Below are 23,771 nucleotides of genomic sequence, written 5' to 3'. Positions count from 1 at the left end.
GAAATACATATGATAATACTCCATTATGAAAGTAGAGTATTTTAGTAAACTATAAAAAACACCTTCCATTGATCTTCTAGGTTACAATAACCGTATGTCAATGGAAGGTGTTTAAAATTCACTTTGTTTAGTTCAATTTTCTATTATTCTATGTTTAAAATTAAAGATTTGATGTCTACATCATTCTCAATCATATTATTATTCTTCATAAATTCTACTGTTTTTTCCATACTAGCTATATCAGATGGTGATATCTCCATATTAAAATCATACATTTTATACATTTCTTTAACGCCATCTAAAGGTAAGTCCGTTTCTTTAGATGAAATTTCCATGACTTCCTCATAATGATCTTCCATGTATTTCAATGTTTCTTTTTGAACTTGTAAAAATCTCTTTACTAAACCTGGATTTTTCGAGTAGAAATCCTCACTAGTTGCAACAACAATGGTTCCATCAACTAATCCTTTACCATTCGTAACAACTTGATATCCGTCTTGAATCATATTATATGCATTCGCTCCAGCTAATAAAGCAAAGTCTACTTCGTTCCCCACTAATGCAGCTTGTGCAGAAGGTAAGTCCATTTGTACAAATTCAATATCTTTTTCTGTTAATCCTTCAGTTGCTAAATAATGAATAAGCATTTCATGTAATATCGTTCCTTTTGGACCCGCTACTTTTTTCCCTACTAAATCTTTAGGTGATTTAACATCTTTAAGGTTTGTAAATAACATAAAAGCCTCTGGCGAACGACTATACATACTCATAATTTTTATGTCCGCACCGTTAGACGCAGATAAAATGACAGATGTAGCTCCAACTGCATTTAGGAATTGGATATCTCCTGAAGCTAAAGCTTGAGTTTGTTCAGGACCTGTTGTTAAATTAGAATATTCGAAATCAATTCCTTCTTCGGCAAAAGACTTAGCTAAAAAGCCTTTTTCTTTTTCTACAATAGAAGGTACATTTAATGGAGATTTAACATAAGTTGCATTCACTTTATCAACAGTAGACGTTTTCTTATCTTTGCTTTCTGAACTGTCTTTTTTAGAATCGATATCATTTCCACACGCAACTAGTGCAGAAATACTTAATAAAACCAGTAAAGATAATAACCATTTCTTCATTTTATTCTCTCGCTCTCATGCTAATTTTTTCAAAATTTCTTTTTTTATCTCAATAAGTGAAGGTGATAATACATCTCTAGGATATTCATATTGCTCTAAGTTAAATTGAGCATGAACTTTTCCTTCATTAAAAACGAGTATATTTTGCCCTATTGCTATCGCTTCCTCAATACTATGCGTAACAAAAATGATACTTTTCTTTTTCAATTGATAAATTCTTATCAATTCTTTCTGCATCGTTTCACGCGTAAAATAGTCCAATGCTGCAAATGGTTCATCCATTAAAATAATCGATGGGTCATAAGCCAATGCTCTTGCTAATGCTACTCTTTGCTGCATACCACCAGATAATTGATGTGGATAGGCTTTTTCAAATTTTTTTAATCCTATCAAGTTCATTAATTCTTCTAATTTATTTAGATTTATCATTTGTTTTTCTAAACCAAATGTAATATTTTTAGATACCGACAACCATGGCATTAGGCGTGGTTCTTGAAAAACAAAGCCAATTTTCTCATCATTATTGATTGATACTTCTCCTTGGTCATATTGCTCAAGATTTGCTAAGATGCGCAAAAAAGTTGTTTTACCACATCCACTTTTCCCTAAAATCACACTAATGCTATTCTGTGGTAAAAAAGCATTAACATCATGTAAAACATCATGTTTTTTACCATCTACCATAAAACTTTTATATAGTTGATTGATTCTAATCCCAGCTATTTTTCACACCTCCAATATGCGTGAATTTTTTCGTTAAAATAGTAAAGATTTTATCGCAGAAAACCCCAAGGAGACCAATTACGATAATCCCAACAATCACTTTATCAGAGCGAGACATTGTCTGTGCATCCAAAATAAAGTATCCTAATCCGCTTGCGGCAGCAATCATTTCTGCACCAATAATGGCTCTCCAACTATATCCAAGACCTACCTTCATACCTAAAAAAATATCTGGAACTGCAGAGGGCAAAATGATTTTTAAAAATCTTTGCCTTGCATTTAAACCTAATACCTTTCCAACTTCAAGTAGTTTTGGATTACATGAAGCAAAACCCTTTTTTATGTTTAAAAACATTGGAAAAAACGAAGCTAAAATTATGATGATTACTTTAGATTCTTCTCCAATACCAACCCATAAAATTAAGAGAGGAATTAAACTCAAAGGAGGCACATTTCTGAAAAACTCCACTATATGATTGTAATAAGGAGAAAAGGATGGTTTTAAACCAGCAATAATACCAAGGATAAAAGCGAAAACAAAGGCAATTGAAAAACCAATCATCACTCTGTTCAAGCTTGCACAAATATGTACAAATAGCTCTCCACTTTGCACCATTAACATAAAGGTATTCCACACTTGCATAGGACTAGGTAGAACATATGCGCTCCAAACTTTGTAGTAGCTACATAAATACCATAAGATCAAGATAAGAGCAATCGGCACTAGCCTTTTAATCATATTTTTCATTTGCTATTTTTACTCCATCTCCATTATGACAACCACCCGGACAATACAACATTTCAATTAATCGTTTATCTTTCTGAGTCACTTCCTGAAAATAACTATCGATATCATTTTTTGAAGAAAGACTCACCACATTCGGAATATTATCAAAGAAACCAGGTGGAATTGGACTATTTTGAATCGATTTACTATTTATCATGATGTTGTGATCTCTGCAAAATTCTGTCCACGTTTGAAATATAGTATTTTTCATATTTAATTTGTTACCTTGGTCTTTTAAATCTGTACATGGAGTTATGATATATAATTCTACATCATAATCTTTATATCTATTTGCTAGTTCTTCAGCACAATGAATCAAAATAGGTTGAATAGCTGAATACTCCAAATTAGGGTCATTGTAATGACTTCTTACATAAGATACAGCTTTGGGACATCTATTATCACAAAGAAGACGCTTACAATCCTTATACTGTTCTTTATATTTATTTTTCACTATTTGTAAGTGATTTTCTTCGACAGTAATCATTTCAAAACCTAAGTTTACTAAATGATTACTTAATTCTTCCTGATTATACATTTGTAAAATAACAGGATTTAGCCAAATATATTTATTCACTTCTTTCTCCTTTCTTTTTAGAAATCTCTTAATAAAGTTCATATCCATAAAATTATTTTGGTATAATATTATCATAAACGATAATGATTATCAATATCGTTTATGATAATATTCCTATCACAAATACAATCTATTAAAGCCTTTATAAATGAAAGAATTACAACAACATCACAAAATCCTTCATAAAATTCTATTAGGCCAGCCCCACTGATAATGTGGCATACTTGTAACCTATTTCACTTATATCTATTAAAAAACACTTTCAAGTAACAAAATAATCCAATTTGTTGTACACTACTTATAGATGGAGTATCCTAGTCCAAGATTTCCAAAAAACCCCAACACAAGCCAGACTGATATAAAATGGATTAAACTATCCGAATTAATAATATTATTTTGCATCCTAATATTAGAGAGCATTTTATTAACTATGCAAAAAAATATAGAAATTATAGAGAAACACTTATTAGCAAAGTATTGATTAAAAAATAAAAAATTCGAAGGTGACCAATACAGGAGGAAAATAAATTGAAGTTAAATATTAATACTATGGAAGCGATTAAAAGATGGGATGCCTTTGCAGATACATATGCAGCAAATCATAACTGAACAAGGAGATTTTCATAAAGAAGTCTTTTTAAATCCCACATTATTCTCACTTATGGGAGAAGTTAAAAATAAAAAAGTATTAGATGCTGGATGTGGTGAAGGATATTTAAGTAGACTCTAACGAAGTGTGGTGCTACGGTAACAGCAGTCGACTATTCATCGAGAATGATAGAAATAGCAAAACACAGAACTCCAAAGAATTTGATTATAGATTATAAACAAGGAAACTGTGAGGATCTAAGTATTTTAGAAGATAATTGTTTCGATTTTATCGTATCCAATATGGTAATTCAAGACCTTGCAAATTATGAACTAGCATTTCGAGAAATGTATCGGTTATTAGTAAATGGAGGCAGTTTAATTTTCTCAATTTTGCACCCTTGTTTCGTTACCCCAGAAAGTGGTTGGGAGAAAACAGAAAATGGTGAGAAGTTACACTGGAACGTAGATCAATATTTTTACGAGGGTACGTATGAACAAAAATTAGGTGATAAAGAAAAAATGGTATTGTTCCACCGAACATTAACTAGTTATATAAACACCCTACTCAATACGGGTTTTGTACTAGAAAGCATTGTTGAACCGAAGCCATCAAAAGAAATGCTAGAAAAATACCCTTCATTTGAAGAAGACTTAAGGTGCCCTGACTTCATAGTTTTTAAGTTAAAAAAATAAACGAAGAACATCAAATATACATGGGTCATTTAGGATAGTTTATTTCCTATGTTTTTAGATAACTCTACGTCTCATATACTTTCTCCTTGAACCGTATCTAGGAAGGACAGCTTTGTTACAGCTGCCACAACCCTATCGAGTTCAGGAGAAAAGTTAACTCCCATCGTCATACTACTCCCCCGCTCCAAATATTTCCTGTTGTAAATTTCTAAATGCTTTATCTAAATTTTTATATAAATGATTTTTTGTTTCTTGATTTTCATTTTTCTCGTCTATATCTTCTACTAACTTCAAATATACTTGTGCTAATGATTGATTCTTCTCATCAACCAATTTATTTAAAATGTGAGATTTAAAGCAATCGCTGTAATATTCAACTGTACCTAACATTTCATATTCCTCCTAAAACCAAACTTGTTAAATTCTTATTGAAGTCATAACATAGTAGCAACTCAGTAAATGAAGAATCTCAATCATTGATATGAATAATAAGTATTGAATTGCCGGTGAAGTCATTCAATTAAATGATCTGAGCTGCTACAAAAAAAACAACTTCCTTTTGAAGTTGTTAATTCACGAAAAATACTCAAATAAACATGATTAATTCATCATTTAAAAACCATGTCTAATACACTAATTCCGCCATTAACACCCCCTATCCGCGTAGGTAATTGATGCCACTATTTATAGGCAGGTCTCCTGGCTTATGATCATCGCTTTTCGTACCTTCCCATTTCTTTTTGAAAGAAACAGTGGTATTTACGAATCGCTCCCAAATACAGTTGCGGGACAGCGCCGGACTCTAACCGACTTCCCTTTTAAGCAGATAAACACTTATAACTTTATCTACACCTATAAATTCGCTTATTCAATTTTCTAGATAAATATAACAAAACAATTTGAAAATTACAACTCCTCTGTTTAGTGCCTTGCATATCCCTTAACGTTTTTAGTAGATTCATTACAAATTAATACTCTCAGTGTGTGCCACCATTAGCTTCTGAACACATTTATCACCCTTACTCAATGTTTAAATTACTTATATATAACTTCCGAATTTTACTATATTAAAATATAAAAAGATCAAGATAGCATTATCTAAATATATCCATAAGATATATGTATTACTATTGGAAGTGATTGACGATGATAAGTATAAGTGTTATGATTTTGTAGATTTTATTTTCTTAATTATCTAAAAAATAATATTTGTGGGAATAGGTTTCTTAAAGTACTTTAAGAATTAAAAGGGAAGTTTGGTGCAAATCCAACACGGTCCCGCCACTGTATTAGAGGAGTTAGCACATGGAAATCACTGATTGTTTACAATTGGGAAGATAGTGACTAACGATGATCCTTAAGTCAGGAGACCTGCCTATTTCGACAACACTGTTTTTTTACCTACGGGAGATAGGGAGGTGTTAGAATGAATAAACCTGTGAATACTTATGGGCATTTCTAACTTTTTTTCTATGGAGATAGTTAGAAATGCCTTTTTATTTTTTGTATTTATATTACAGGGAGATGAATAGTTTGAAAACTAGTAATTTAGGTTATCCACGTATTGGAGAAAATAGAGAGTGGAAAAAAGCTCTAGAACAATTTTGGTCTGGAAAAATAGATGAGAATCAATTTGAACAATTAACAGACAACGTACTTTATTCTAACCTTCAAAAACAAATAGATTCGGATATTGATTATATCCCATTAAATGATTTTAGCTTATATGATCATATGTTGGATACTGCTACGATGTTTGGTGTTATTCCAGATCGATTTGCTTCTGAAGAAGATGGTAATACATTATCTCAATATTTCTCGATTGCTAGAGGTAATAGCAAAGCGGTTGCATCAGAAATGACTAAGTGGTTTAATACCAATTACCATTATATCATTCCTGAATTTAACAATCAGAAATTTCAATTAGTAGAAAATAAGCCTTTAAAGGCTTTTCGTAAAGCAAAAGAAAAGTTCGGAATAAACGGAAAACCCGTCATTGTTGGACCATATACGTTTATCAAGCTTTCTAAAGGATATAACGAAAAAGATCTTCCTAGCCTTCTTTTACAGTTGATTCCTTTATATCAACAAGTTCTTAAAGAGTTACAAAATGAAGGTGTAGAATGGGTACAAATCGATGAACCAATTCTTGCAACATCTATTACAAATGATGAACTAAAAACTATTCAATATATATATGAACAATTACATGAAGCAGCACCTTCTTTAAACATTATGCTTCAAACATATTTTGATTCTATAAATGAATATCAAGCCATTGTTTCCCTACCAGTACAAGGAATCGGATTAGATTTCGTTCATGGCTTTAACAAGAACTTAGAAAACATGCAATCATATGGCTTTCCAGAAGATAAAATATTAGGTCTAGGAATAATTGATGGCCGAAATATTTGGAAAGCAGATTTAATGAAGAAGAAAGATATAATCAATCATATTCTTGAGAAAGTACCAACTGAAAGAGTATGGATTCAACCATCTTGTAGTTTATTACATGTTCCAATTACAACACGTAATGAAACTAAATTAGATGAAACTTTTAAAAATGCTCTAGCTTATGCTGAAGAGAAACTTCAGGAACTGCAATTATTAAAAACTAGCATTGAATATAATTCTACTGATAGTAAAGAAGCTCTTGAAAAAACATCTAGAGATTTACAAATTCTAAATATGTCTCCTGCTCGTAATAATTCAGAAGTACATTTAGCAGTACAAAATATTTCTCAGAAAGATTTTTCACGCACTGAAAGCTTTGAACAAAGAAAAAGCATTCAACAAGATTTTTGGCAGCTACCAGACTATCCAACAACGACAATTGGAAGTTTTCCGCAGACTTTGGAAGTTCGTAAAGCTCGACGTCAGTTTAAAAATGGCGAATGGTCAGATAAACAGTATACTAGTTTCATAGAAGCAGAAATCTCTAAATGGATTACAATTCAAGAGGAAATTGGTCTAGACGTACTAGTTCATGGTGAATTTGAACGAAATGATATGGTTGAATATTTTGGAGAAAAACTAGCTGGTTTTGCTTTTAGCTCAAACGGCTGGGTACAGTCATATGGCTCACGTTGTGTTAAACCACCTATTATTTACGGAGATGTTGCTTTTGTTGAACCAATGACATTAAAAGAAAGTTTATATGCTAAAGGTTTAACTAACAAGCCAATGAAAGGTATGCTAACAGGTCCAGCTACTATTCTAAATTGGTCGTTTGTTCGTGATGATATATCAAGAGAAGACGTATGCTATCAAATCGCACTTGCATTAAAAGAAGAAATCGAAATTTTAGAGAAGAATGATATTAAAATGATTCAAGTAGATGAGCCTGCATTACGTGAAGGTTTACCTTTGAAAAAAGAAGAGTGGCAAGAATATTTAGAGTGGGGCGTTCAATCATTCTTATTAGCAACGTCTTCCGTTGAAGCAACTACACAAATTCATACACATATGTGTTATTGTGATTTCAACAATTTCTTAGATGTAATCAGCAAGCTTGATGCTGATATTATTTCTATTGAAACTTCTAGAAGTCACGGCGAACTTCTTCAATCTTCACAACTAAAATCGTATGATAAAGGCCTTGGTCTTGGCGTATATGATATTCATAGCCCAAGAGTTCCTTCCGTTGAAGAAATTTCTGATGTGATTCAAAAATATTCAACTGTATTACCAAAGGATCTAATTTGGATTAACCCAGATTGCGGATTAAAAACAAGAAAAGAAGAAGAAACAGTTGCTGCTCTTAAAAATATGGTTCAAGCAACAGAATACTTCCGTAAAAGTAATGACCAAATGAATTTAGCAAATACTATAACTGAAAGATAAAACACTTTGGAATTTTACAACATCCAAATAAGTATTAGTAAAGATTCATTCTGAAAAGTTAAACGAACAAATATATGTAACTGATTTCTAATATTTTTTGTATAGTAATATTATCTTAAAAACACCCCATATTAAAGAGTCTGATTTCAATTATGAATCAGGCTCTTTATTGATGATTCCAAACCTATTTTCATTCAAAGCAATAAAAAAATGATTCCTCTATGTAAAGAACCGTTTCGAACAACTTTATTAATCACTATTTCCTTAATGTTTCGTTCAACCGAAATGCCGTAATCAGCCCTGCTAATAATGGAAGAAATGCTACTAAACCAATTGCCCAATTTACATTAAGTATATCTGTCACAACGCCTGCTAATATTGCACCAAAAGCATAGCCGCTATCTCGCCAAAAACGGTATACTCCTAAAGAAGTGGCTCTCCATGTCGGATGTGCTACATCACCAATGGAAGCAATTAGTGTAGGGTACACCATAGCTGTACCAATACCTAATACAAGGGCTCCACCTATCCATAGTGGATAACTATCTACAATAAGAAACAACCATAATGCAATTGCCTGAACCCACATTCCAAGTGTGATGATCCATTTACGCCCTATTCGATCACTTAATATTCCCGTAAATAATTGAAAAAATCCCCAAGCTGCTGGATAAACTGCCACAATCAGACCAATTTGACTAACTGATAGCCCTGTAGATGCAAAAAATAACGGAAAAAGTCCCCATACCATGCCGTCTTTTAAATTGGTTACTAACCCTGCAAAACTACTACTTGATAAATTTTTATCTTTCCAAGTAGTTAGAATGAAAATCTCTTTTGTATGAAGCTCTCTTTGTATAGAGCTGGATTGCTGTTGGATTTGTTTCTTTAAATGCTCACTCGTATCTTTAATTGTTAAGGAAAGGATAAATCCAATTATTGCAATAAGAATCCCTATATAAAATGGTTCAGGCCACAACGAATAGTTTGAAGCTATATAGCCAGATATAAATGCCATTAAAGCAACACCAATATACCCTGCAAATTCATTTAAACCGACAGCTAAGCCTCTTTGGGTTGGTTTTGCCAAATCAATTTTCATATTAACAGTCATAGACCATGTTAATGCTTGATTAATACCTAAAAGCATATTAGCAAAAACAATCATCCACCAAGATGAAGCAAAAATAACGATGATAGGAACAAACAAGCCAAGCCCCCACCCTAATAGCAGGACTTGTTTTCTCCCAATCCGATCAGCGAGATTTCCTGCAAAAAAGTTTACTATAGCTTTGGCAAATCCAAAACTAATAATGAAAGAGAGAGCCGCACTTGTAGAAGCAACTCCATAGCTTTCCTCACCTAATATTGGAAGTATAGTTCTCTCTAGACCAACCATAAAACCAACAAATAAATTAATAAGAACTAACAGTGAAAATTGAAACAAATTTTCTTTAACCCCAACTTTCATTTGCTTTACTGTTTGAACCATCTACCCACCCTCTTTAAAAGGACCTGATAATCATCAGGTCCTTTAACTCATTTAAATCTCTTTTTATATTAAAATAGCATTTTCTTATGAAATAATTTCACGCTGATACTTTAGTTGATTTTGCACGAGACCAAATAATCACAGGAATTAGTAATAATGAAAGAAATCCTCCTGCAAGCGATAGTGTTGCATAACTCGAACTGGCAACAACCATACCAGAAAGTGCGCCTCCTGATGCACCAGCCAAAGCAATCAAAACATCAACTGTTCCTTGCGTCTTTGCACGAGTCGCAGGCGTTGTAGAATCAACTATTAAAGCCGTCCCGCTAATCAATCCGAAATTCCAACCTAATCCAAGCAACCCAAGAGCGAGCATTAGCCCTCCCATAGAACCAGCTGATGACATAGCCGCTGTAACACCTGCTGCTAATAACGTAACTCCTGAAGCCATTGCCATGAAAGTACGACCTACTTTATCAACAAGAACACCTGTCACTAAAGAAGGTAAGTACATGGAGCCTATATGAATACCTATCACAATGCCAACTTGACTTAATCCGTGACCATGATGTTGCATATGTACTGGTGTCATCGTCATAATTGCTACCATAACAATTTGTGTTAATACCATTACCGTTGCTCCAACAGCAATGCCTCTCTTATTATCTGTTACTGTTTGAGAATTAAAATTTGATAACTTACTAGCATTTTTTTTCTTTGCATTTTCAATGGCTTCTGCCACAATGAACGGATCTGGGCGAAGAAAAATAAATAAAACGAGACCAGCTACAATGTAAGCTGCTGCTGCTAAGATAAATGGACCTGCTAAAGCCGGTACACCAATTGACGTTGCAAAACTACCCATTACATCAACCATATTAGGTCCAGCAACAGCTCCAAATGTTGTAGAAACCATTGCAATACTTACTGCGGTTGCTCGCTGCTTAGCAGTTGCTAAATCAGTACCTGCATAACGAGCTTGTAGGTTCGTTGCTGTTCCAAAACCATAAATAAATAGTGCGGCAAACAATATCCAAATATTATTTGTTACTGCTGCCATTACTACCCCTATCGCACCAATTCCACCTGTTATAAATCCTGTTGCAAGCCCTAGTCGACGGCCAAAACCTTGTGAAAGCCTCCCAACAAGATAAGCAGCCAAAGCTGATCCAAGTGTAAACAAAGCAGTAGGTACACCTGCAAAACTATTCGTTCCTAACATATCTTGAGCAAGAAGAGCTCCTACAGTAATACCTGCTGCTAATCCAGCACCACCAAATATTTGTGAAAAAACAACTATAATTAACGTTTTTTTATATAACATTCGTTGTTTTTCTGGTGAGTCAATATAACTTTGCAACCAAGCTGGTTGATTTTCGGAAGAGCTCGAAGCATCGTTATTTAACATATAAACCCCTCCCATCCAATCTATTGATTTCACTTTTTCGTATCAATTTTTTATACATCCCATACTCCTAAATAATTAAACTTTCTTTTCATACATAGTTCACAGATTCTATAATCCACTTTTTTTAAAATGTAACAGTCTTATCTGCCCATTCCACTAACTCCACACAATCATTCATAGTAGAGATAGGACATGCAGTGTATTCATCCATCATTCTTGATTTCAGACATGTTCCACAAGCTAATATAATACCTTGTAACTCTTCAAATGTTTTCATTTCATCAACAACTCTAAATTTCGGATGATCAATATTTTCACATTCTACTGCTTCACCCATTAGAAAAAATTTAACTTCATGCTCTCTTTTTAAAGCAGTATTTGCAAATCGAAAAGCATTCCAAGCTTTTTCTGGTTCTTTTGTTTCTAAAATAATACCTAATTTCATTTCTATTCTCTTCCCTTGATGATTAATTTTGACTAACAAATTCATTCCAATCTTGAACACTTTTTTCTAAACGAAAAGCATTAATACCTTTGTTTTTTAACAGTTCAACGGCTTCTACTGACATTAAACAATACGGTCCTCTGCAATATGCCACTACATCACAATTAGTAGGTAATGAAGCAAGCTTAGCTTCTAATTCTTCTATTGGAATAGAAATAGCACCAGGTATATGTGCTTCTTCATATTCCTCTTTAGGACGAACATCTAGTAATAATACTTCACCGTTCTCCATTCGAGCTTTAAGCTCCATTAATGAAACGCCATTCAAATGGAAATGATTATTTAGAAACTCTTTCTTGATTTGTTGAACCTGTGGTAATTGCTTCTCTGCTAATCCATGTAAAGATGTTATAAAAGAAGAAACTGCATCATCAGCTAGCTCATATATCACAAAGTTTCCTTTTTTCTTGTACTTGACCAATTGTGCATTATAAAGCGTCTGTAAGTGCTGCGACACATTGGCAACTGACATTGTCGTACTTTTCGATAATGACTCGACAGATTTTGGACTTTGAGATAATAAATCTAGAATTTCTAATCTTTTCGGGCTTGAAAGACATTTACCGATTCTGGCAAACTCCTGATATAACATATCCTTTAAATCTCTTTCTTCTGACATAACTTCCACCTCAACTATTCAATTGTTTTATTGAATAGTTGTATTATAAATATAAATATTGTATTCGGTCAATTTTTATTACTCGAATTAAACAAACTACCATCGAAATATACTCACTTTTCAATAGGCATTAATCACGTTTACCTTCCCTATTCATATTCTATAAAGAAAAACAACATGGAGGGTTCTTTATGCATCATCAAGAACGCTTACAATCTAATCGAAAGAAATGGAGTTTTTATGATTATGTAGGGCTACTGATACTTATCGTTTCATTAGGGCTTTTATTATTCTCACCTCAAACTTTAGCAAGACTATTTGATATGACGATTAAAGAAGTATTTCCTGTAGTTGTGAAAACCTTTCTGACTAGTGAAGTGGGTATTGCGGTTATTGTTAGTGTAATGGTTGGAAGGATTATTGAACGCTTAGGATTTACTGATACGTTAATTCGCCTATTTGTTCCGATTATGAAGTGGTTTAAGATTAATCCCGCTGTAATAATTCCTAGTGTTTATAATATTTTAGGTGATATTAATGCGGCTGGAAAAATTGCTGGACCGATTTTAGTAAAAGCAAATGCTACAAAAGCTGAACAAAAGATTGCTGTCGCAACAATGATTCAATCACCTCAATCATTTGCCACCTTCGTTCTTGGATTGATTGCTCTTGCCGCTTTTCAAATCAATGCTTTCCCTCTTGTTATTCTTTCTATTTTTGTTCCGATTATCATCGTTCCTTGGTTATTATCGATTACATTATATCGAGATACGAGAAAAGTAGATTTAAATCAGCTACCACGGTTTACTCCAAAAACTAAATTCTTGCAAACTATTTTTCAATCAGCCAAAGAAGGTACAGAATTATTATTTCTAACTATCATTCCAGCGGTAGCGGCTGTCTTTTTCTTCATAGGTGTTTTTAAGTTTCTGGGAGTTTGGACTATCATCGAATCTAGCCTATTCTCTGTTTTAACTTCTTTAAGTATCGAGCCAACTACCGGAATTATTTCTGTATTGGCTGCTCCTACTTTAGCAGTTGCTCAATTAGCAGAAGTTGCATCAAATATCGATCCCGCTCTTATAGTTGGTGGTTTTGTGCTAGCTAATTCTGGTTTACCTTTGTCTGTCATCTTCGGGCAAGTTCCAGCAACTTGGGCTGAGTCTTCAGGACTTAATGAAAGAGAAGCATTGCTAGCTGCAATAGTAGGTTTAGTGATTCGTATTATTACAGCCTGTTTAATTGGCTACTTTATAACTCCTTTTCTGGTGGTGTAAGGATTGACACATGACTTTATCATAAAAGCTCGAAAAATTGTAACGGTAAGTTCACTGGGTACTATTGATAACGGTGGTTTACTCATTCTAAACGGCAAAATTAAAGAAATCCTTAGCGCTGAATTAGTAGACCAGCAATATGATTTAGAAATCATAGATATGATGGATTACATTATAACTCCTGGGTTAATAGACTGTCACACTCACTTATTGGAATTCGCTCCAAGCTCTTTATATCCTATTACTCAAGAAACTCATTTCCTTGCTGCTCACGCCATTATTTTAGAAGCATTGTCAAATGGCATTACTGCAATTGGAGAGCAACTATGTGGTCATCCACAATGCGATTTTAATATTGAACATTATCGAAAACTAACTAAAACATTACCAATCGATTGTTCGTTTGCTACTACAAGTATAACAATTGGTTTTGATCAACCTGTTCATTTTAGTGCTATAACTAGTTCTACTGCCATAACTAAAGAACAATTACTAGACCCCCTGCTTATTAATCAACTAGCAATCGAGAGCGATTATCCAGGAGAAAATCTATTTCTTAATGCTACACCAGCTAATTTTACAGCTGAAACTGTACCACGAGCAGGTGAAATCGTTTATACACAAGAAGAACTTAATAATATTGTTAATCTATATCACAAAAATAATAAAAAAATAGGAATACATGTAGCTGGAAAAGAAGGCATTGATATGGCGTTAGAAGCCGGAATTGACGTACTACATCACGCACATGGAATAACGAAAGAACAAATTAAAAAAGTATCACTGCTTAATAAAGTGATTGTGGCAACACCACTTGGTGGAACACATCTAATACCTAATTCGCCCACAGATATTGCTCAATTAGTTGAAGCTAATATCATTACTGCAATAGCTACTGATGCTTATTTACCACCTTATCCAAATGTAGATTGGCTTCCCTATCAAGATACACAATTAAGAGGACCTGAATCCTTACTGACAATCGCGCATCCTTCTATGAAACTGTTGCATGATAATGGCTACAATGAAAATGATATATTGGCATTATTAACATTAAATCCAGCAAAAGTTCTTGGAAAAGAACAACATTTTGGCAGCTTAGAACCTGGTAAAGATGCCAATTTCCTCGTTACTTCAGGGTTACCAGGCATTGAAATTACTGATGCCTCACATATTTATGCTGTTTATTTAAAAGGAAAATTAATTATCAATAGATTACTTCCTTCCTCCAATTAAATGGAGGTTTTTTATTTGATTCTTTCCCGTATTTTTTAAAAAAATTCCAGTCAATATTCCCTCTCCTCGCCATATAAATAGATGGAGGCCAACTAAGCGTTATTGCATACATTCACTCATTAATAACACGCATTTTGAGGAGGAAGAAGTAATGTCAAATATTATTAAGCCTAATCCAAAGCTCTACGTAATGGATAACGGACGTATGAGGATGGACAAGAATTGGATGATTGCAATGCATAATCCAGCTACTATTAATAATCCAAATGCACCTACTGAATTTATTGAGTTTCCAATTTATACAGTTCTCATTGATCATCCAGAAGGAAAGATTCTATTCGATACGGCTTGCAACCCGAATTCAATGGGAGCAAAAGGTCGTTGGACAGAATTAACGCAAGCTACTTTCCCTCTAAATATGAGTGAAGAATGCTATCTTCATAATCGACTAGAGCAATTAAGAGTGCGTCCAGAAGATATTAAGTATGTAGTAGCCTCTCACCTACATTTAGATCATGCAGGATGTTTAGAGATGTTTACGAATGCCACGATTATTGTGCATGAAGATGAGCTAAACGGAACTCTACAGTCATATGCTCGCAATCAAAAGGAAGGTGCGTATGTATGGGGAGATATTGATGCATGGATTAAGAATAATTTACAATGGAGAACTATTAAGAAAAGTGAAGATAATCTCCTTCTAGCAGACGGTATTAAAGTACTCAATTTCGGCAGTGGGCATGCTTGGGGTATGCTAGGACTTCATGTTGACTTACCTGATACAGGCAAAATTATTCTCGCTTCCGATGCTGTTTATACGGCTGAAAGCTTTGGCCCACCTATTAAACCACCAGGTATCTTATATGATTCTATCGGCTATTCCAATGCTGTTGAGCGTATTCGTAGATTAGCCCAAGAAACAAACTCTCAAGTATGGTTTGGTCATGATGCGAATCAATTTAAGCAATTTCGTAAGTCCACTGAAGGATATTATGAATAACAATAGGGGGATTTGAATGAGTTTTGCTAAAATAGTCTTTACCCCTTGCAGTTATGTTGGCTGGGGAGCACTAGAACAATTGGTTCCTGAAGTAACTAAATATGATCTTCAAAAAATTCTCGTCATAACCGATCCGATGTTAGAGAAACTAGGTATCGTTCATAAAATCACGAACCCGCTAAAAGAAGCTGGCTATACTGTTACAATCTATAGTAATGTCGTTCCTGAACCACCTTTAGAAATTGGAGAAAAACTTGTATCGTATACACGCCAAGAACAATTTGAAATGGTGATTGGCGTAGGTGGTGGAAGTGCTCTAGATTTAGCAAAACTAGCAGCTGTTTTAGCAACCAATGAAGGTAAAGTTGCTGATTATTTAAATTTAACTGGTGAGAAAACTCTAGTGAATAAAGGTTTACCTAAAATTCTCATTCCGACAACTTCTGGCACAGGCTCAGAAGTAACGAATATCGCGGTTCTTTCCTTAGAAACAACGAAAGACGTTGTAACACATGATTTTCTATTAGCAGACGTTGCCATTGTTGATCCACAATTAACCGTTTCTGTTCCGCCACGCATTACCGCCGCTACTGGAGTTGATGCATTAACACATGCGATTGAGGCTTACCTTTCTCTAAATGCTAGCCCTACGACAGATGGTTTAGCACTTCAAGCAATTCAACTCATTAGTCGTTCATTAAGAACAACAGTTCAAGATGGTAATAATCAACAAGCACGTATTGATATGAGTATTGGTAGTTATATAGCAGGGCTTGCTTTCTTTAATGCCGGAGTAGCTGGTGTTCATGCTTTAGCCTACCCTCTAGGCGGACAATATCACCTCTCACATGGGGAATCAAATGCTGTATTATTACCTTACGTAATGGGCTATATCAGACATAGTTGTTCTAGAAGATTGGTAGATATTTATAAATGCTTAAGTGGAAATATCGATTACTTATCTGAAGAAGAAGCTTCTTATAAATGTGTAGAAGCATTAGCACAACTTGTAGAGGATGTAGGTATTCCCTCCACTCTTGCTGAATTTCAAATTCCCGAAACAGCAGTTGAATCATTGACTCAAGCTGGCGTTCAGCAAAAGCGCTTATTAGCTCGAAGCCCTTATCCTTTATTAGAAGAGGATATAAGAAACATCTATCACTCTGCTTTTTCAGGTGTTATTTCAGAGCCTAAAATGATTTAATAATTCCCTTATAAAAATACAAGAAAGTAAACTTTCTTGTATTTTTTCAATTTCATAATCCCCCTAATAATCACCTAAAAAACTCTACATTTATTGATACCATTTTGTCTATTTTGAATATGATGAAAATGACTTAGTTAAAACGTGGAGGAAGGTGTTCTCATTTGGATATCCAAGTAAATCCTGCTGATCCAAATAGTATTCCAAAATTTGTTGACTTATTAAAGAAACCTCGAGTTGCAAAACCAAAGCAACATTCTAAAGATCCTAAATGTCCTTATTATGAATTTGAAATGAAGGAAGGAAAACATAGTTTTCATAAATACTTCCCTGAAACAAAAATTTGGGGATATAACGGTATGGTTCCTGGTCCGACGATTGAAGCCATAAAAGATAAAACAATCTATGTAAAGTATACAAACAATCTACCATTCAAACATTTTCTACCAATTGATTATACGCTTCATGGATGCGTTGATTCATCAGAAGTTCGCTCTGTTGTTCATCTCCATGGGGCTAATGTAGATTGGGAAAGTGATGGACACCCTGAAGCATGGTATACACAAAAATATGCATTCACTGGACCAAATTTCCGAAGAGAAGTTCATGAATATACCAATCATCAGCCTGGAACAACACTTTGGTACCATGACCATACAATGGGGCTAACAAGATTAAATGTGTATGCAGGGCTTGCAGGTTTTTATTTACTCCGAGATTCCCTCGAAGAAAGATTAGATTTACCATCCGGTAATTATGAAATGCCATTAATGATTCAAGACAAATCATTTAATGAGGATGGTTCTCTATTTTACCCTGATGCGCCACCATTTCCAGTATCTGTACACCCATCTATTACACCAGGCTTTGTTGGTGATACGATTGTTGTTAATGGAAAAGTATGGCCGTTCATGAAGGTTGAACCCCGAAAATATCGCTTCCGCATATTGAACGCATCTAATCGGAGAGGTTATGTATTAAGTCTTTCCAATGATGAACCTATGTTTCAAATCGGAACGGATGGCGGCTTACTAACCCAAACTACTGAAATCGATTTTGTTGAATTATTACCAGCTGAAAGAACAGATGTCATCATCGACTTTTCTGATTATAAAGGTGAAACCATTACAATATTGAACACAGATACAGAATTTCCCGGAGACCATACTAGTGTCATTATGCAATTTAGAGTCTGCCTACCTCTAAGAGGCCATGATTGTAGTCAAATTCCAGAAGACTTATATCCTGAAATGGACCTTCACGAATGCCATGCTCATATTATTCGAGATTTAACATTAAGTGCAACTACCGATGCATACGGAAGACCAATGCTTCTTTTGGATGAAAGCATGTACCACGACCCAGCTACTGAAAAACCTGCTTTTGATAGTATCGAAGTTTGGAATTTAATTAACTTAACATTCGTACCTCATCCAATACACGTACATCTTGTTCAATTTAAAATCTTAGAACGTCGCCCTTTTGACGTGGATCTATATCAAAATAAGGGAATTCTTGAATTTACTGGTCCACCTGAAGAACCACGAGATTATGAACGAGGCTGGAAAGACACCGTTAAAGCTGATATTGGCATGGTAACCAAAATTATTATGCATTGGAAAGAGCATAAAGGTAATTACATTTGGCATTGTCATTTCCTTGAACATGAAGATCATGACATGATGAGACCAATAAGGATTATAAATGATGCTCATCCTGTTCAGTTACCACATGCTGGTGATATGTAATGTAAATAGAAAAAAATCGCAGAGAACAATGCTCTACTGCGATTTTTTTTGCGTTTGAATTTATAATAAAAGTATACAGTACTAAATTCACATGAAGGAATGGGGAACTATCATGGAAATGAATCAAGGGGTATTGACAATTGACTTTAAAGATATAAATATCGTGCAGCTAGCTTTACAAACAGGTGCAGGTATGCAATCAGGGGTAAAGGCTCTGTTTAAACTGAATGGACAAGATCCAGCAGAAGTAACACATGTTCAGTTAGTAACCGATGCAAAAGGAGAAGAATTTGCAGAGGCAGCTTTACGAGTAATCAAGGAATATGTAAGTTCTCAAAAACTACACTAAAAAATAAAAAGGAGCAGTGAAAAAACTGCTCCTTACTACTCTCATCTAAATTGAGTTATAACATTAAAACCAAGTGTTTTAAAGCTAGTCATATCTGTCAAAATGTCCGTCACATCATTCAACTTCACTGTTCGTGAAACGAGTGATTTAGGATTCAGTTTACCTTGTGCAATCATTGTTAAAAGACCATCATATGCCGCATGAGGATTACCTAAACTTCCGGCAACTTCTAATTCCATCGCAGTAATTGCATCGATTGGAAGTCCTACGATACCGCCTTCTTCATTAGTTGTTAAACCAATTTGTACATGGCGCCCTCCTCTTCGTAACCCTAATACTGAATTCATAATTGTTTCACGTATGCCTAGAGCCTCAATTGATGCGTGAGCACCGCCTTTTGTAATCTCTCTTATAGCTTCAACTACATTTTCTTTACGAGCATTGATTACCGCGACAGCACCTTCTTCTCTAGCTTTTTCCAATTTCACATCATCAACATCAACCGCAATAACCATGGCTCCAATTGTATTAGCTACTTGAATAGCAGACAGACCTACCCCGCCTGCACCATGTATAGTTAACCAATTGCCAGGCTGAATATTACTGCGTAATACACCATGATAACCTGTCATATAGCGGCAACCAATCGCTGCAGCAGTAAGAGAGTCCACTTCTTCAGGTAATCTGATTAAATTAAAATCTGCATTAGGAACTCGTACAAATTCAGCATAAGCACCATCATGTCCAAATCCAAAAATCTGTAAATTATCACAGCGATTTGAGTGTCCGCTCAAGCAATTTGTGCAATGTGCACACCCTTCATGAAATGGAGATGTTACCCGATCTCCCGGGCGAAAGTTTCTCACCTCAGCTCCAACTACTTCAACTACACCGCCGAATTCATGTCCTGGAATAATGGGTAGCTGTGGACTAAGCCCAATCCATGCCCAATCCCCCATCCATGCATGCCAATCACTTCGACAAATACCACTTGCCTCTACTCGAACAATAACATCTTTTGGACCTGGTATCGGATCAGGCACCTCACCGATTCTAAGTGGTTTTCTATGTTCAATAATTTGTGCTGCTCTCATGAAAAATCCCCCCTACTATTCATAGAATTTAACAAAATAGAACTCATTGCATGCTTCACTTAGATGCGGTTATAAAAGTTAACAAATATCTGTTTACAAAAAGATAATAAAATATTCTTAGATGTAAAGAAAATATATTCATTTAGAAATCAAAAATGCAAACCTTCTTAATTTTTCAGAATGATTAAACGATATTATCATACTGCAAGTTATAATCTTTTATTTTTTTATATAATGTCTTTCTAGTAATTCCAAGCAATTTAGATGTTTTCGATATATTTCCATCAAATACATTTAAAGCTTTTTTAATGGATTCTTTTTCAACATATTCTAAGGTGGTCAATTCTTCATTATTATGAAGCAAAATTTGCTCAGCCACTTTCTTTGGAAAATGCTCGATTGTGATTACTTTACCTTGTGCTAAAACAATGGCTCTTTCGATATAGTTTTCTAGTTCTCGGATATTACCTGGCCAGTGGTATGACTTTAAGTAGGTGAAAATATTTTGATTAAATTCACTATTTTTCATGTCTAATCGATTTGATATTTTTGTAAAGAGGTGATGAAATAATTCTGGTACATCTTCTGTACGTATACGGAGCGGGGGTATTTCAATTGTAACAATACCTAATCTATAAAAAAGATCTTTTCTAAACTTATCTTGTTCAACCAACGATTCTAATGGTTCATTAGAAGCTGCGATAACTCTCACATCAATTGGAATTGGATCCATGCCACCAACTCTAGTAATCTCATTTTGTTGCAACACACGCAGCAGTTTCACCTGCATATCTTTTGACATACTATTGATTTCATCCAAAAATAAAGTACCACTGTTTGCTAATTCAAACTTTCCGGGTTTACCTCCTTTCTTAGCTCCAGTGAAAGCCCCGTCATCGTATCCAAATAATTCACTTTCGACTAAATGCTCAGGAACAGCACCACAATTAACAGCCACAAAAGGACCATTGCTTCTAGCACTTGCATTATGTATGGCTTGTACAAACATTTCTTTACCTGTACCACTCTCACCTTCGATAATAATCCTTGTATCCGTTTTGGAAACGACTTGTGCTGTATTAATAGCAGATTGGATACTGTCACTCTTTCCAATTAAATCATCAAAGGTAAAAAGACTTCTTGTAACCTTAGGCTTTCTAACAAATTTTTCTTTATATAAAAGGTCTTTTTCAATGGCTCTTGCTAATGATACGACCATGCCTAGAGTATGGGTATGTTTTTCTGAGTAATGTCCAGATAAATTAATTACTCCAATTAACTTTCCATTTAAATCATAAATTGGAGCTGAAGAGCATGTCCATTGATGATAGTGTACATTATAATGTTCTGGACCTACTAACTGATAAGGTTTCCCCATACTAATTGCTAAGCTAATAGCATTTGTTCCAGCAATTTCTGAACGGTTTGCACCAATTTCAAGCTTGCTCTTTTTAGCTTGCTCAAGTATCTCTTTATTTCCTCTTATATCTACTACATTTCCTTTGTTATCACACAAAACAAACATGAAGTTCGTTTCCTTAGTAATTTCAGTAATTAATTTAATGAAAGGTGATACTACATCTATTAAATATTGATTTTCTTTAACAAGATTTATTATTGAATCTTCAGACATTAAATAAGGTTTTTTGAAAGGGTTTACATTTAAATCTCTACAATTTTTCCATGATTTCGCTACTTCTCTCCTAAGATGAGATAGATCATTTCCACCATTAATAAATTTTTCCCATTTATTATATTGTTCTTTATAAGTGTAATTATTTTCCATATCTAAGTACACCTCACCATAAAAATGTATAACTATTACATTTATTCAAAATATTACATTATAGTTGTTTATGATATCAAATCTCCTATAAGTTAAAAAGTGTATATAGACCTCATTTGCAACGTTAATACTATTATCAAGTGACAAAATTCAAATAACTCTCTGTAGTATTAAATATTTCTTTTCACTTCAAATGAGCGAAGTAATCATAATAAAAATAGTTAGTAAAACACCCAATTTTTTACTAATTGAATGTCTTACTAACTTTAAACATTGGATTTTCTATTAAATTTAACCTACCCTTATTATTTTGCCACTACTGCTGTTGCTTTTCTTCTGTTTACTAACCAATTGCGTGCAGCTTCCCACAATCCTTCAGAAAGAGTAGGATGGGGATGAATTAATAAGGCTAATTCATCCACAGTTGCTTCAAGGAATATTAGGGAGGATGCTTCAGAAATCATCTCAGTTACGTGTGGACCAAGCATAACAACACCAAGAATCTCACCATAGGTTTCATCAGCAATCAATTTAATAAAACCAGTTCGTTCATCCATTGCCAATGCTTTTCCAATTGCTGATAACGGAAAAGTTTCAGTCCTTACAGCATTCCCTTTTTCTCTAGCTTCTTTTTCCGTTAAACCAACACTAGCAATCTCAGGTGATGAATAAACACATCTCGGTACAGCTTTATAATTAATTTCTTTGAAAATACCGCTTGCATTGGAAGCTGCCACGATTCCTTCGGCACTAGCAACATGTGCAAGTTGCCATCCGCCAATTACATCCCCAATAGCATACACATTTGGTATACTTGTTTCCATTTGTTTATTAACAGCAAGAAATGGACCATTCATCAATACATTCAGTCTTGAAACAGCGGATAAGTTAGGAATTCTCCCCGTTGCTAATAGCAGTTCATCTGCTTGAATGAACAATCGATTTCCATCATTTGTATGTACATTAATTAATATACCATCCTTGCTTTCTGATATTTCCTGTACTTTAGCAGAAGTTATAATCTTCACTTTATCTTTTTTAAATTTTTTAGTTATCATGCTCGCAACATCTTCATCTTCACTAACTAAAAGCTGATCAGCCATTTCAATAATTGTTACTTCTACGTTCAGTGCAGAAAAAACACAGGCAAATTCTACTCCAATAATTCCACCACCAATAATTGCAATGGATTTAGGTATATCTTGTATATCAAAAATGCTATCGCTCGTATGATAGAATACATTTTCAATGCCGTTAATAGGTGGAATATTCGGCTTTGAACCTGTCGCGATGATAATTTTATTAGCAAAAATCTCATCTGTCTTACTTTCAGATTCAATCACAATTTGCTTATTTTCTAGAATGCTAGCTATCCCATAATAAATATCGACTTTTGCTTTATTCAATAAGCTTAAAACTCCATTACGCAACTGCTCAATCACCTTTGTTTTACGGTTCATCATTTTTCCAAAGGATAATTTCACATTCTCAAATTCAATTCCCCAAGACTTTGCCTTCTCCATAAGTTCTATTATTTCGGAATGTCTAAGTAGGGTTTTTGACGGAATGCATCCACTGTTCAAACAGGTTCCACCGAGGTATTGTTTTTCAATAATAGCAACAGACTGTCCATACTTGGCTGCTTCTTCCGCAGCAACATACCCTCCTGGTCCAGCACCAATTACCACAACATCATAGTTTTTCATCAT

The 23,771-nt window shown here is 34.3% G+C and carries 19 protein-coding genes, 1 pseudogene and 2 riboswitches; of the genes and pseudogenes, 8 read left to right on the top strand and 12 right to left on the bottom strand.

Translation table 11 applies throughout. The features are described from left to right. Positions 1 to 143: 143 nt before the first annotated feature. The 4 genes from TX86_RS05555 to TX86_RS05540 are packed head-to-tail and all read right to left on the bottom strand — an operon-like array spanning position 144 to position 3,217. Positions 144 to 1,130: an ABC transporter substrate-binding protein gene (locus tag TX86_RS05555; RefSeq protein ID WP_052343543.1), complete on the bottom strand. Its 987-nt coding sequence runs from the start codon at positions 1,128 to 1,130 to the stop codon at positions 144 to 146. Between the two features lie 15 nt (positions 1,131 to 1,145). Beyond that, a complete protein-coding gene (locus TX86_RS05550; protein WP_042347024.1) occupies positions 1,146 to 1,814 on the bottom strand; it encodes an ABC transporter ATP-binding protein in 669 nt (222 codons plus the stop codon). A gap of 25 nt (positions 1,815 to 1,839) precedes the next feature. Beyond that, positions 1,840 to 2,601: an ABC transporter permease gene (locus TX86_RS05545; RefSeq protein WP_042347022.1), complete on the bottom strand. Its 762-nt coding sequence runs from the start codon at positions 2,599 to 2,601 to the stop codon at positions 1,840 to 1,842. Then, the gene (locus TX86_RS05540; protein WP_042347020.1) at positions 2,585 to 3,217 is read right to left on the bottom strand and encodes a hypothetical protein; all 633 of its coding nucleotides are present in this window, start codon (positions 3,215 to 3,217) and stop codon (positions 2,585 to 2,587) included. The genes TX86_RS05545 and TX86_RS05540 overlap by 17 nt, the downstream gene beginning before the upstream one ends. A gap of 549 nt (positions 3,218 to 3,766) precedes the next feature. Here TX86_RS05540 and TX86_RS05535 point away from each other — a divergent pair. Beyond that, a pseudogene (locus TX86_RS05535) lies at positions 3,767 to 4,501 on the top strand (class I SAM-dependent methyltransferase). Between the two features lie 171 nt (positions 4,502 to 4,672). Here TX86_RS05535 and TX86_RS05530 read toward each other — a convergent pair. Continuing rightward, complete coding sequence (locus TX86_RS05530; protein WP_042347019.1) at positions 4,673 to 4,891, bottom strand: hypothetical protein; 219 nt, start codon at positions 4,889 to 4,891, stop codon at positions 4,673 to 4,675. 282 nt (positions 4,892 to 5,173) lie between these two features. Continuing rightward, positions 5,174 to 5,372: riboswitch (cobalamin riboswitch) on the bottom strand. A 331-nt stretch (positions 5,373 to 5,703) separates the two neighbouring features. Further along, positions 5,704 to 5,894: riboswitch (cobalamin riboswitch) on the top strand. A 131-nt stretch (positions 5,895 to 6,025) separates the two neighbouring features. Here TX86_RS05530 and metE point away from each other — a divergent pair. After that, on the top strand, positions 6,026 to 8,344 hold the full coding sequence (metE, locus tag TX86_RS05525) for a 5-methyltetrahydropteroyltriglutamate--homocysteine S-methyltransferase (protein WP_154663053.1): 2,319 nt from the start codon (positions 6,026 to 6,028) through the stop codon (positions 8,342 to 8,344). A 256-nt stretch (positions 8,345 to 8,600) separates the two neighbouring features. Here metE and TX86_RS05520 read toward each other — a convergent pair whose 3' ends face one another. The 4 genes from TX86_RS05520 to TX86_RS05505 all read right to left on the bottom strand — a co-directional run bounded on the left by TX86_RS05520 (position 8,601) and on the right by TX86_RS05505 (position 12,368). Next, a complete protein-coding gene (locus TX86_RS05520) occupies positions 8,601 to 9,836 on the bottom strand; it encodes an MFS transporter (protein ID WP_042347013.1) in 1,236 nt (411 codons plus the stop codon). A gap of 97 nt (positions 9,837 to 9,933) precedes the next feature. Continuing rightward, positions 9,934 to 11,244, bottom strand: a complete 1,311-nt coding sequence (locus TX86_RS05515) for an MFS transporter (protein ID WP_042347010.1) — start codon at positions 11,242 to 11,244, stop codon at positions 9,934 to 9,936. 124 nt (positions 11,245 to 11,368) lie between these two features. Beyond that, complete coding sequence (locus TX86_RS05510; protein ID WP_042350196.1) at positions 11,369 to 11,689, bottom strand: DsrE/DsrF/TusD sulfur relay family protein; 321 nt, start codon at positions 11,687 to 11,689, stop codon at positions 11,369 to 11,371. Positions 11,690 to 11,711: 22 nt separating this feature from the next. Further along, a complete protein-coding gene (locus TX86_RS05505) occupies positions 11,712 to 12,368 on the bottom strand; it encodes an ArsR/SmtB family transcription factor (protein ID WP_042347008.1) in 657 nt (218 codons plus the stop codon). 191 nt (positions 12,369 to 12,559) lie between these two features. On the opposite strand from TX86_RS05505, the gene TX86_RS05500 reads away from it, so the two are divergent. The 6 genes from TX86_RS05500 (at position 12,560) to TX86_RS05475 (ending at position 19,182) form a co-directional block, all read left to right on the top strand. Next, positions 12,560 to 13,645 carry a hypothetical protein gene (locus TX86_RS05500; RefSeq protein WP_042347006.1) on the top strand — a complete coding sequence of 362 codons (1,086 nt, stop codon included), beginning with the start codon at positions 12,560 to 12,562 and terminating at the stop codon, positions 13,643 to 13,645. Between the two features lie 3 nt (positions 13,646 to 13,648). After that, positions 13,649 to 14,881, top strand: a complete 1,233-nt coding sequence (locus TX86_RS05495; protein ID WP_042347002.1) for an amidohydrolase family protein — start codon at positions 13,649 to 13,651, stop codon at positions 14,879 to 14,881. Between the two features lie 151 nt (positions 14,882 to 15,032). Next, positions 15,033 to 15,881, top strand: coding sequence for an AhlS family quorum-quenching N-acyl homoserine lactonase (ahlS, locus tag TX86_RS05490; protein ID WP_042346999.1), 849 nt, complete (start codon positions 15,033 to 15,035; stop codon positions 15,879 to 15,881). Positions 15,882 to 15,897: 16 nt separating this feature from the next. After that, the gene (locus tag TX86_RS05485) at positions 15,898 to 17,085 is read left to right on the top strand and encodes an iron-containing alcohol dehydrogenase (protein ID WP_042346997.1); all 1,188 of its coding nucleotides are present in this window, start codon (positions 15,898 to 15,900) and stop codon (positions 17,083 to 17,085) included. 164 nt (positions 17,086 to 17,249) lie between these two features. Beyond that, positions 17,250 to 18,833, top strand: coding sequence for a multicopper oxidase family protein (locus TX86_RS05480; RefSeq protein ID WP_042346995.1), 1,584 nt, complete (start codon positions 17,250 to 17,252; stop codon positions 18,831 to 18,833). 112 nt (positions 18,834 to 18,945) lie between these two features. Further along, on the top strand, positions 18,946 to 19,182 hold the full coding sequence (locus TX86_RS05475) for a hypothetical protein (protein WP_042346994.1): 237 nt from the start codon (positions 18,946 to 18,948) through the stop codon (positions 19,180 to 19,182). 41 nt (positions 19,183 to 19,223) lie between these two features. Here the strand turns inward: TX86_RS05475 and TX86_RS05470 are convergent, their stop codons facing one another. From TX86_RS05470 to lpdA, 3 genes are all read right to left on the bottom strand, one after another. Further along, positions 19,224 to 20,276, bottom strand: a complete 1,053-nt coding sequence (locus TX86_RS05470) for a zinc-dependent alcohol dehydrogenase family protein (RefSeq protein ID WP_042346992.1) — start codon at positions 20,274 to 20,276, stop codon at positions 19,224 to 19,226. A 184-nt stretch (positions 20,277 to 20,460) separates the two neighbouring features. Next, positions 20,461 to 22,062 carry a sigma-54-dependent Fis family transcriptional regulator gene (locus TX86_RS05465; protein WP_081707570.1) on the bottom strand — a complete coding sequence of 534 codons (1,602 nt, stop codon included), beginning with the start codon at positions 22,060 to 22,062 and terminating at the stop codon, positions 20,461 to 20,463. A gap of 305 nt (positions 22,063 to 22,367) precedes the next feature. Beyond that, positions 22,368 to 23,771 (bottom strand): dihydrolipoyl dehydrogenase, encoded by a 1,404-nt coding sequence (lpdA, locus tag TX86_RS05460; RefSeq protein ID WP_042346991.1) that lies wholly within the window; start codon positions 23,769 to 23,771, stop codon positions 22,368 to 22,370.

The sequence above is a fragment of the Bacillus massiliigorillae genome (assembly GCF_000380245.2).
Lineage (GTDB): Bacteria > Bacillota > Bacilli > Bacillales > DSM-1321 > Bacillus_AD > Bacillus_AD massiliigorillae.
The sequence above is the reverse complement of the archived record's forward strand: the minus strand, read 5'-3'. Positions and strand labels throughout refer to the sequence as shown.

What these genes read in the sequence shown, in the direction of transcription:
- TX86_RS05555 (WP_052343543.1), bottom strand. Translation starts at nt 1,130, where the DNA reads ATGAAGAAATGGTTATTATCTTTACTGGTTTTATTAAGTATTTCTGCA.
- TX86_RS05550 (WP_042347024.1), bottom strand. Translation starts at nt 1,814, where the DNA reads ATGGTAGATGGTAAAAAACATGATGTTTTACATGATGTTAATGCTTTT.
- TX86_RS05545 (WP_042347022.1), bottom strand. Translation starts at nt 2,601, where the DNA reads ATGAAAAATATGATTAAAAGGCTAGTGCCGATTGCTCTTATCTTGATC.
- TX86_RS05530 (WP_042347019.1), bottom strand. Translation starts at nt 4,891, where the DNA reads ATGTTAGGTACAGTTGAATATTACAGCGATTGCTTTAAATCTCACATT.
- metE (WP_154663053.1), top strand. Translation starts at nt 6,026, where the DNA reads ATGAATAGTTTGAAAACTAGTAATTTAGGTTATCCACGTATTGGAGAA.
- TX86_RS05520 (WP_042347013.1), bottom strand. Translation starts at nt 9,836, where the DNA reads ATGGTTCAAACAGTAAAGCAAATGAAAGTTGGGGTTAAAGAAAATTTG.
- TX86_RS05515 (WP_042347010.1), bottom strand. Translation starts at nt 11,244, where the DNA reads ATGTTAAATAACGATGCTTCGAGCTCTTCCGAAAATCAACCAGCTTGG.
- TX86_RS05510 (WP_042350196.1), bottom strand. Translation starts at nt 11,689, where the DNA reads ATGAAATTAGGTATTATTTTAGAAACAAAAGAACCAGAAAAAGCTTGG.
- TX86_RS05505 (WP_042347008.1), bottom strand. Translation starts at nt 12,368, where the DNA reads ATGTCAGAAGAAAGAGATTTAAAGGATATGTTATATCAGGAGTTTGCC.
- TX86_RS05500 (WP_042347006.1), top strand. Translation starts at nt 12,560, where the DNA reads ATGCATCATCAAGAACGCTTACAATCTAATCGAAAGAAATGGAGTTTT.
- ahlS (WP_042346999.1), top strand. Translation starts at nt 15,033, where the DNA reads ATGTCAAATATTATTAAGCCTAATCCAAAGCTCTACGTAATGGATAAC.
- TX86_RS05485 (WP_042346997.1), top strand. Translation starts at nt 15,898, where the DNA reads ATGAGTTTTGCTAAAATAGTCTTTACCCCTTGCAGTTATGTTGGCTGG.
- TX86_RS05475 (WP_042346994.1), top strand. Translation starts at nt 18,946, where the DNA reads ATGGAAATGAATCAAGGGGTATTGACAATTGACTTTAAAGATATAAAT.
- TX86_RS05470 (WP_042346992.1), bottom strand. Translation starts at nt 20,276, where the DNA reads ATGAGAGCAGCACAAATTATTGAACATAGAAAACCACTTAGAATCGGT.
- TX86_RS05465 (WP_081707570.1), bottom strand. Translation starts at nt 22,062, where the DNA reads ATGGAAAATAATTACACTTATAAAGAACAATATAATAAATGGGAAAAA.
- lpdA (WP_042346991.1), bottom strand. Translation starts at nt 23,771, where the DNA reads ATGATGAAAAACTATGATGTTGTGGTAATTGGTGCTGGACCAGGAGGG.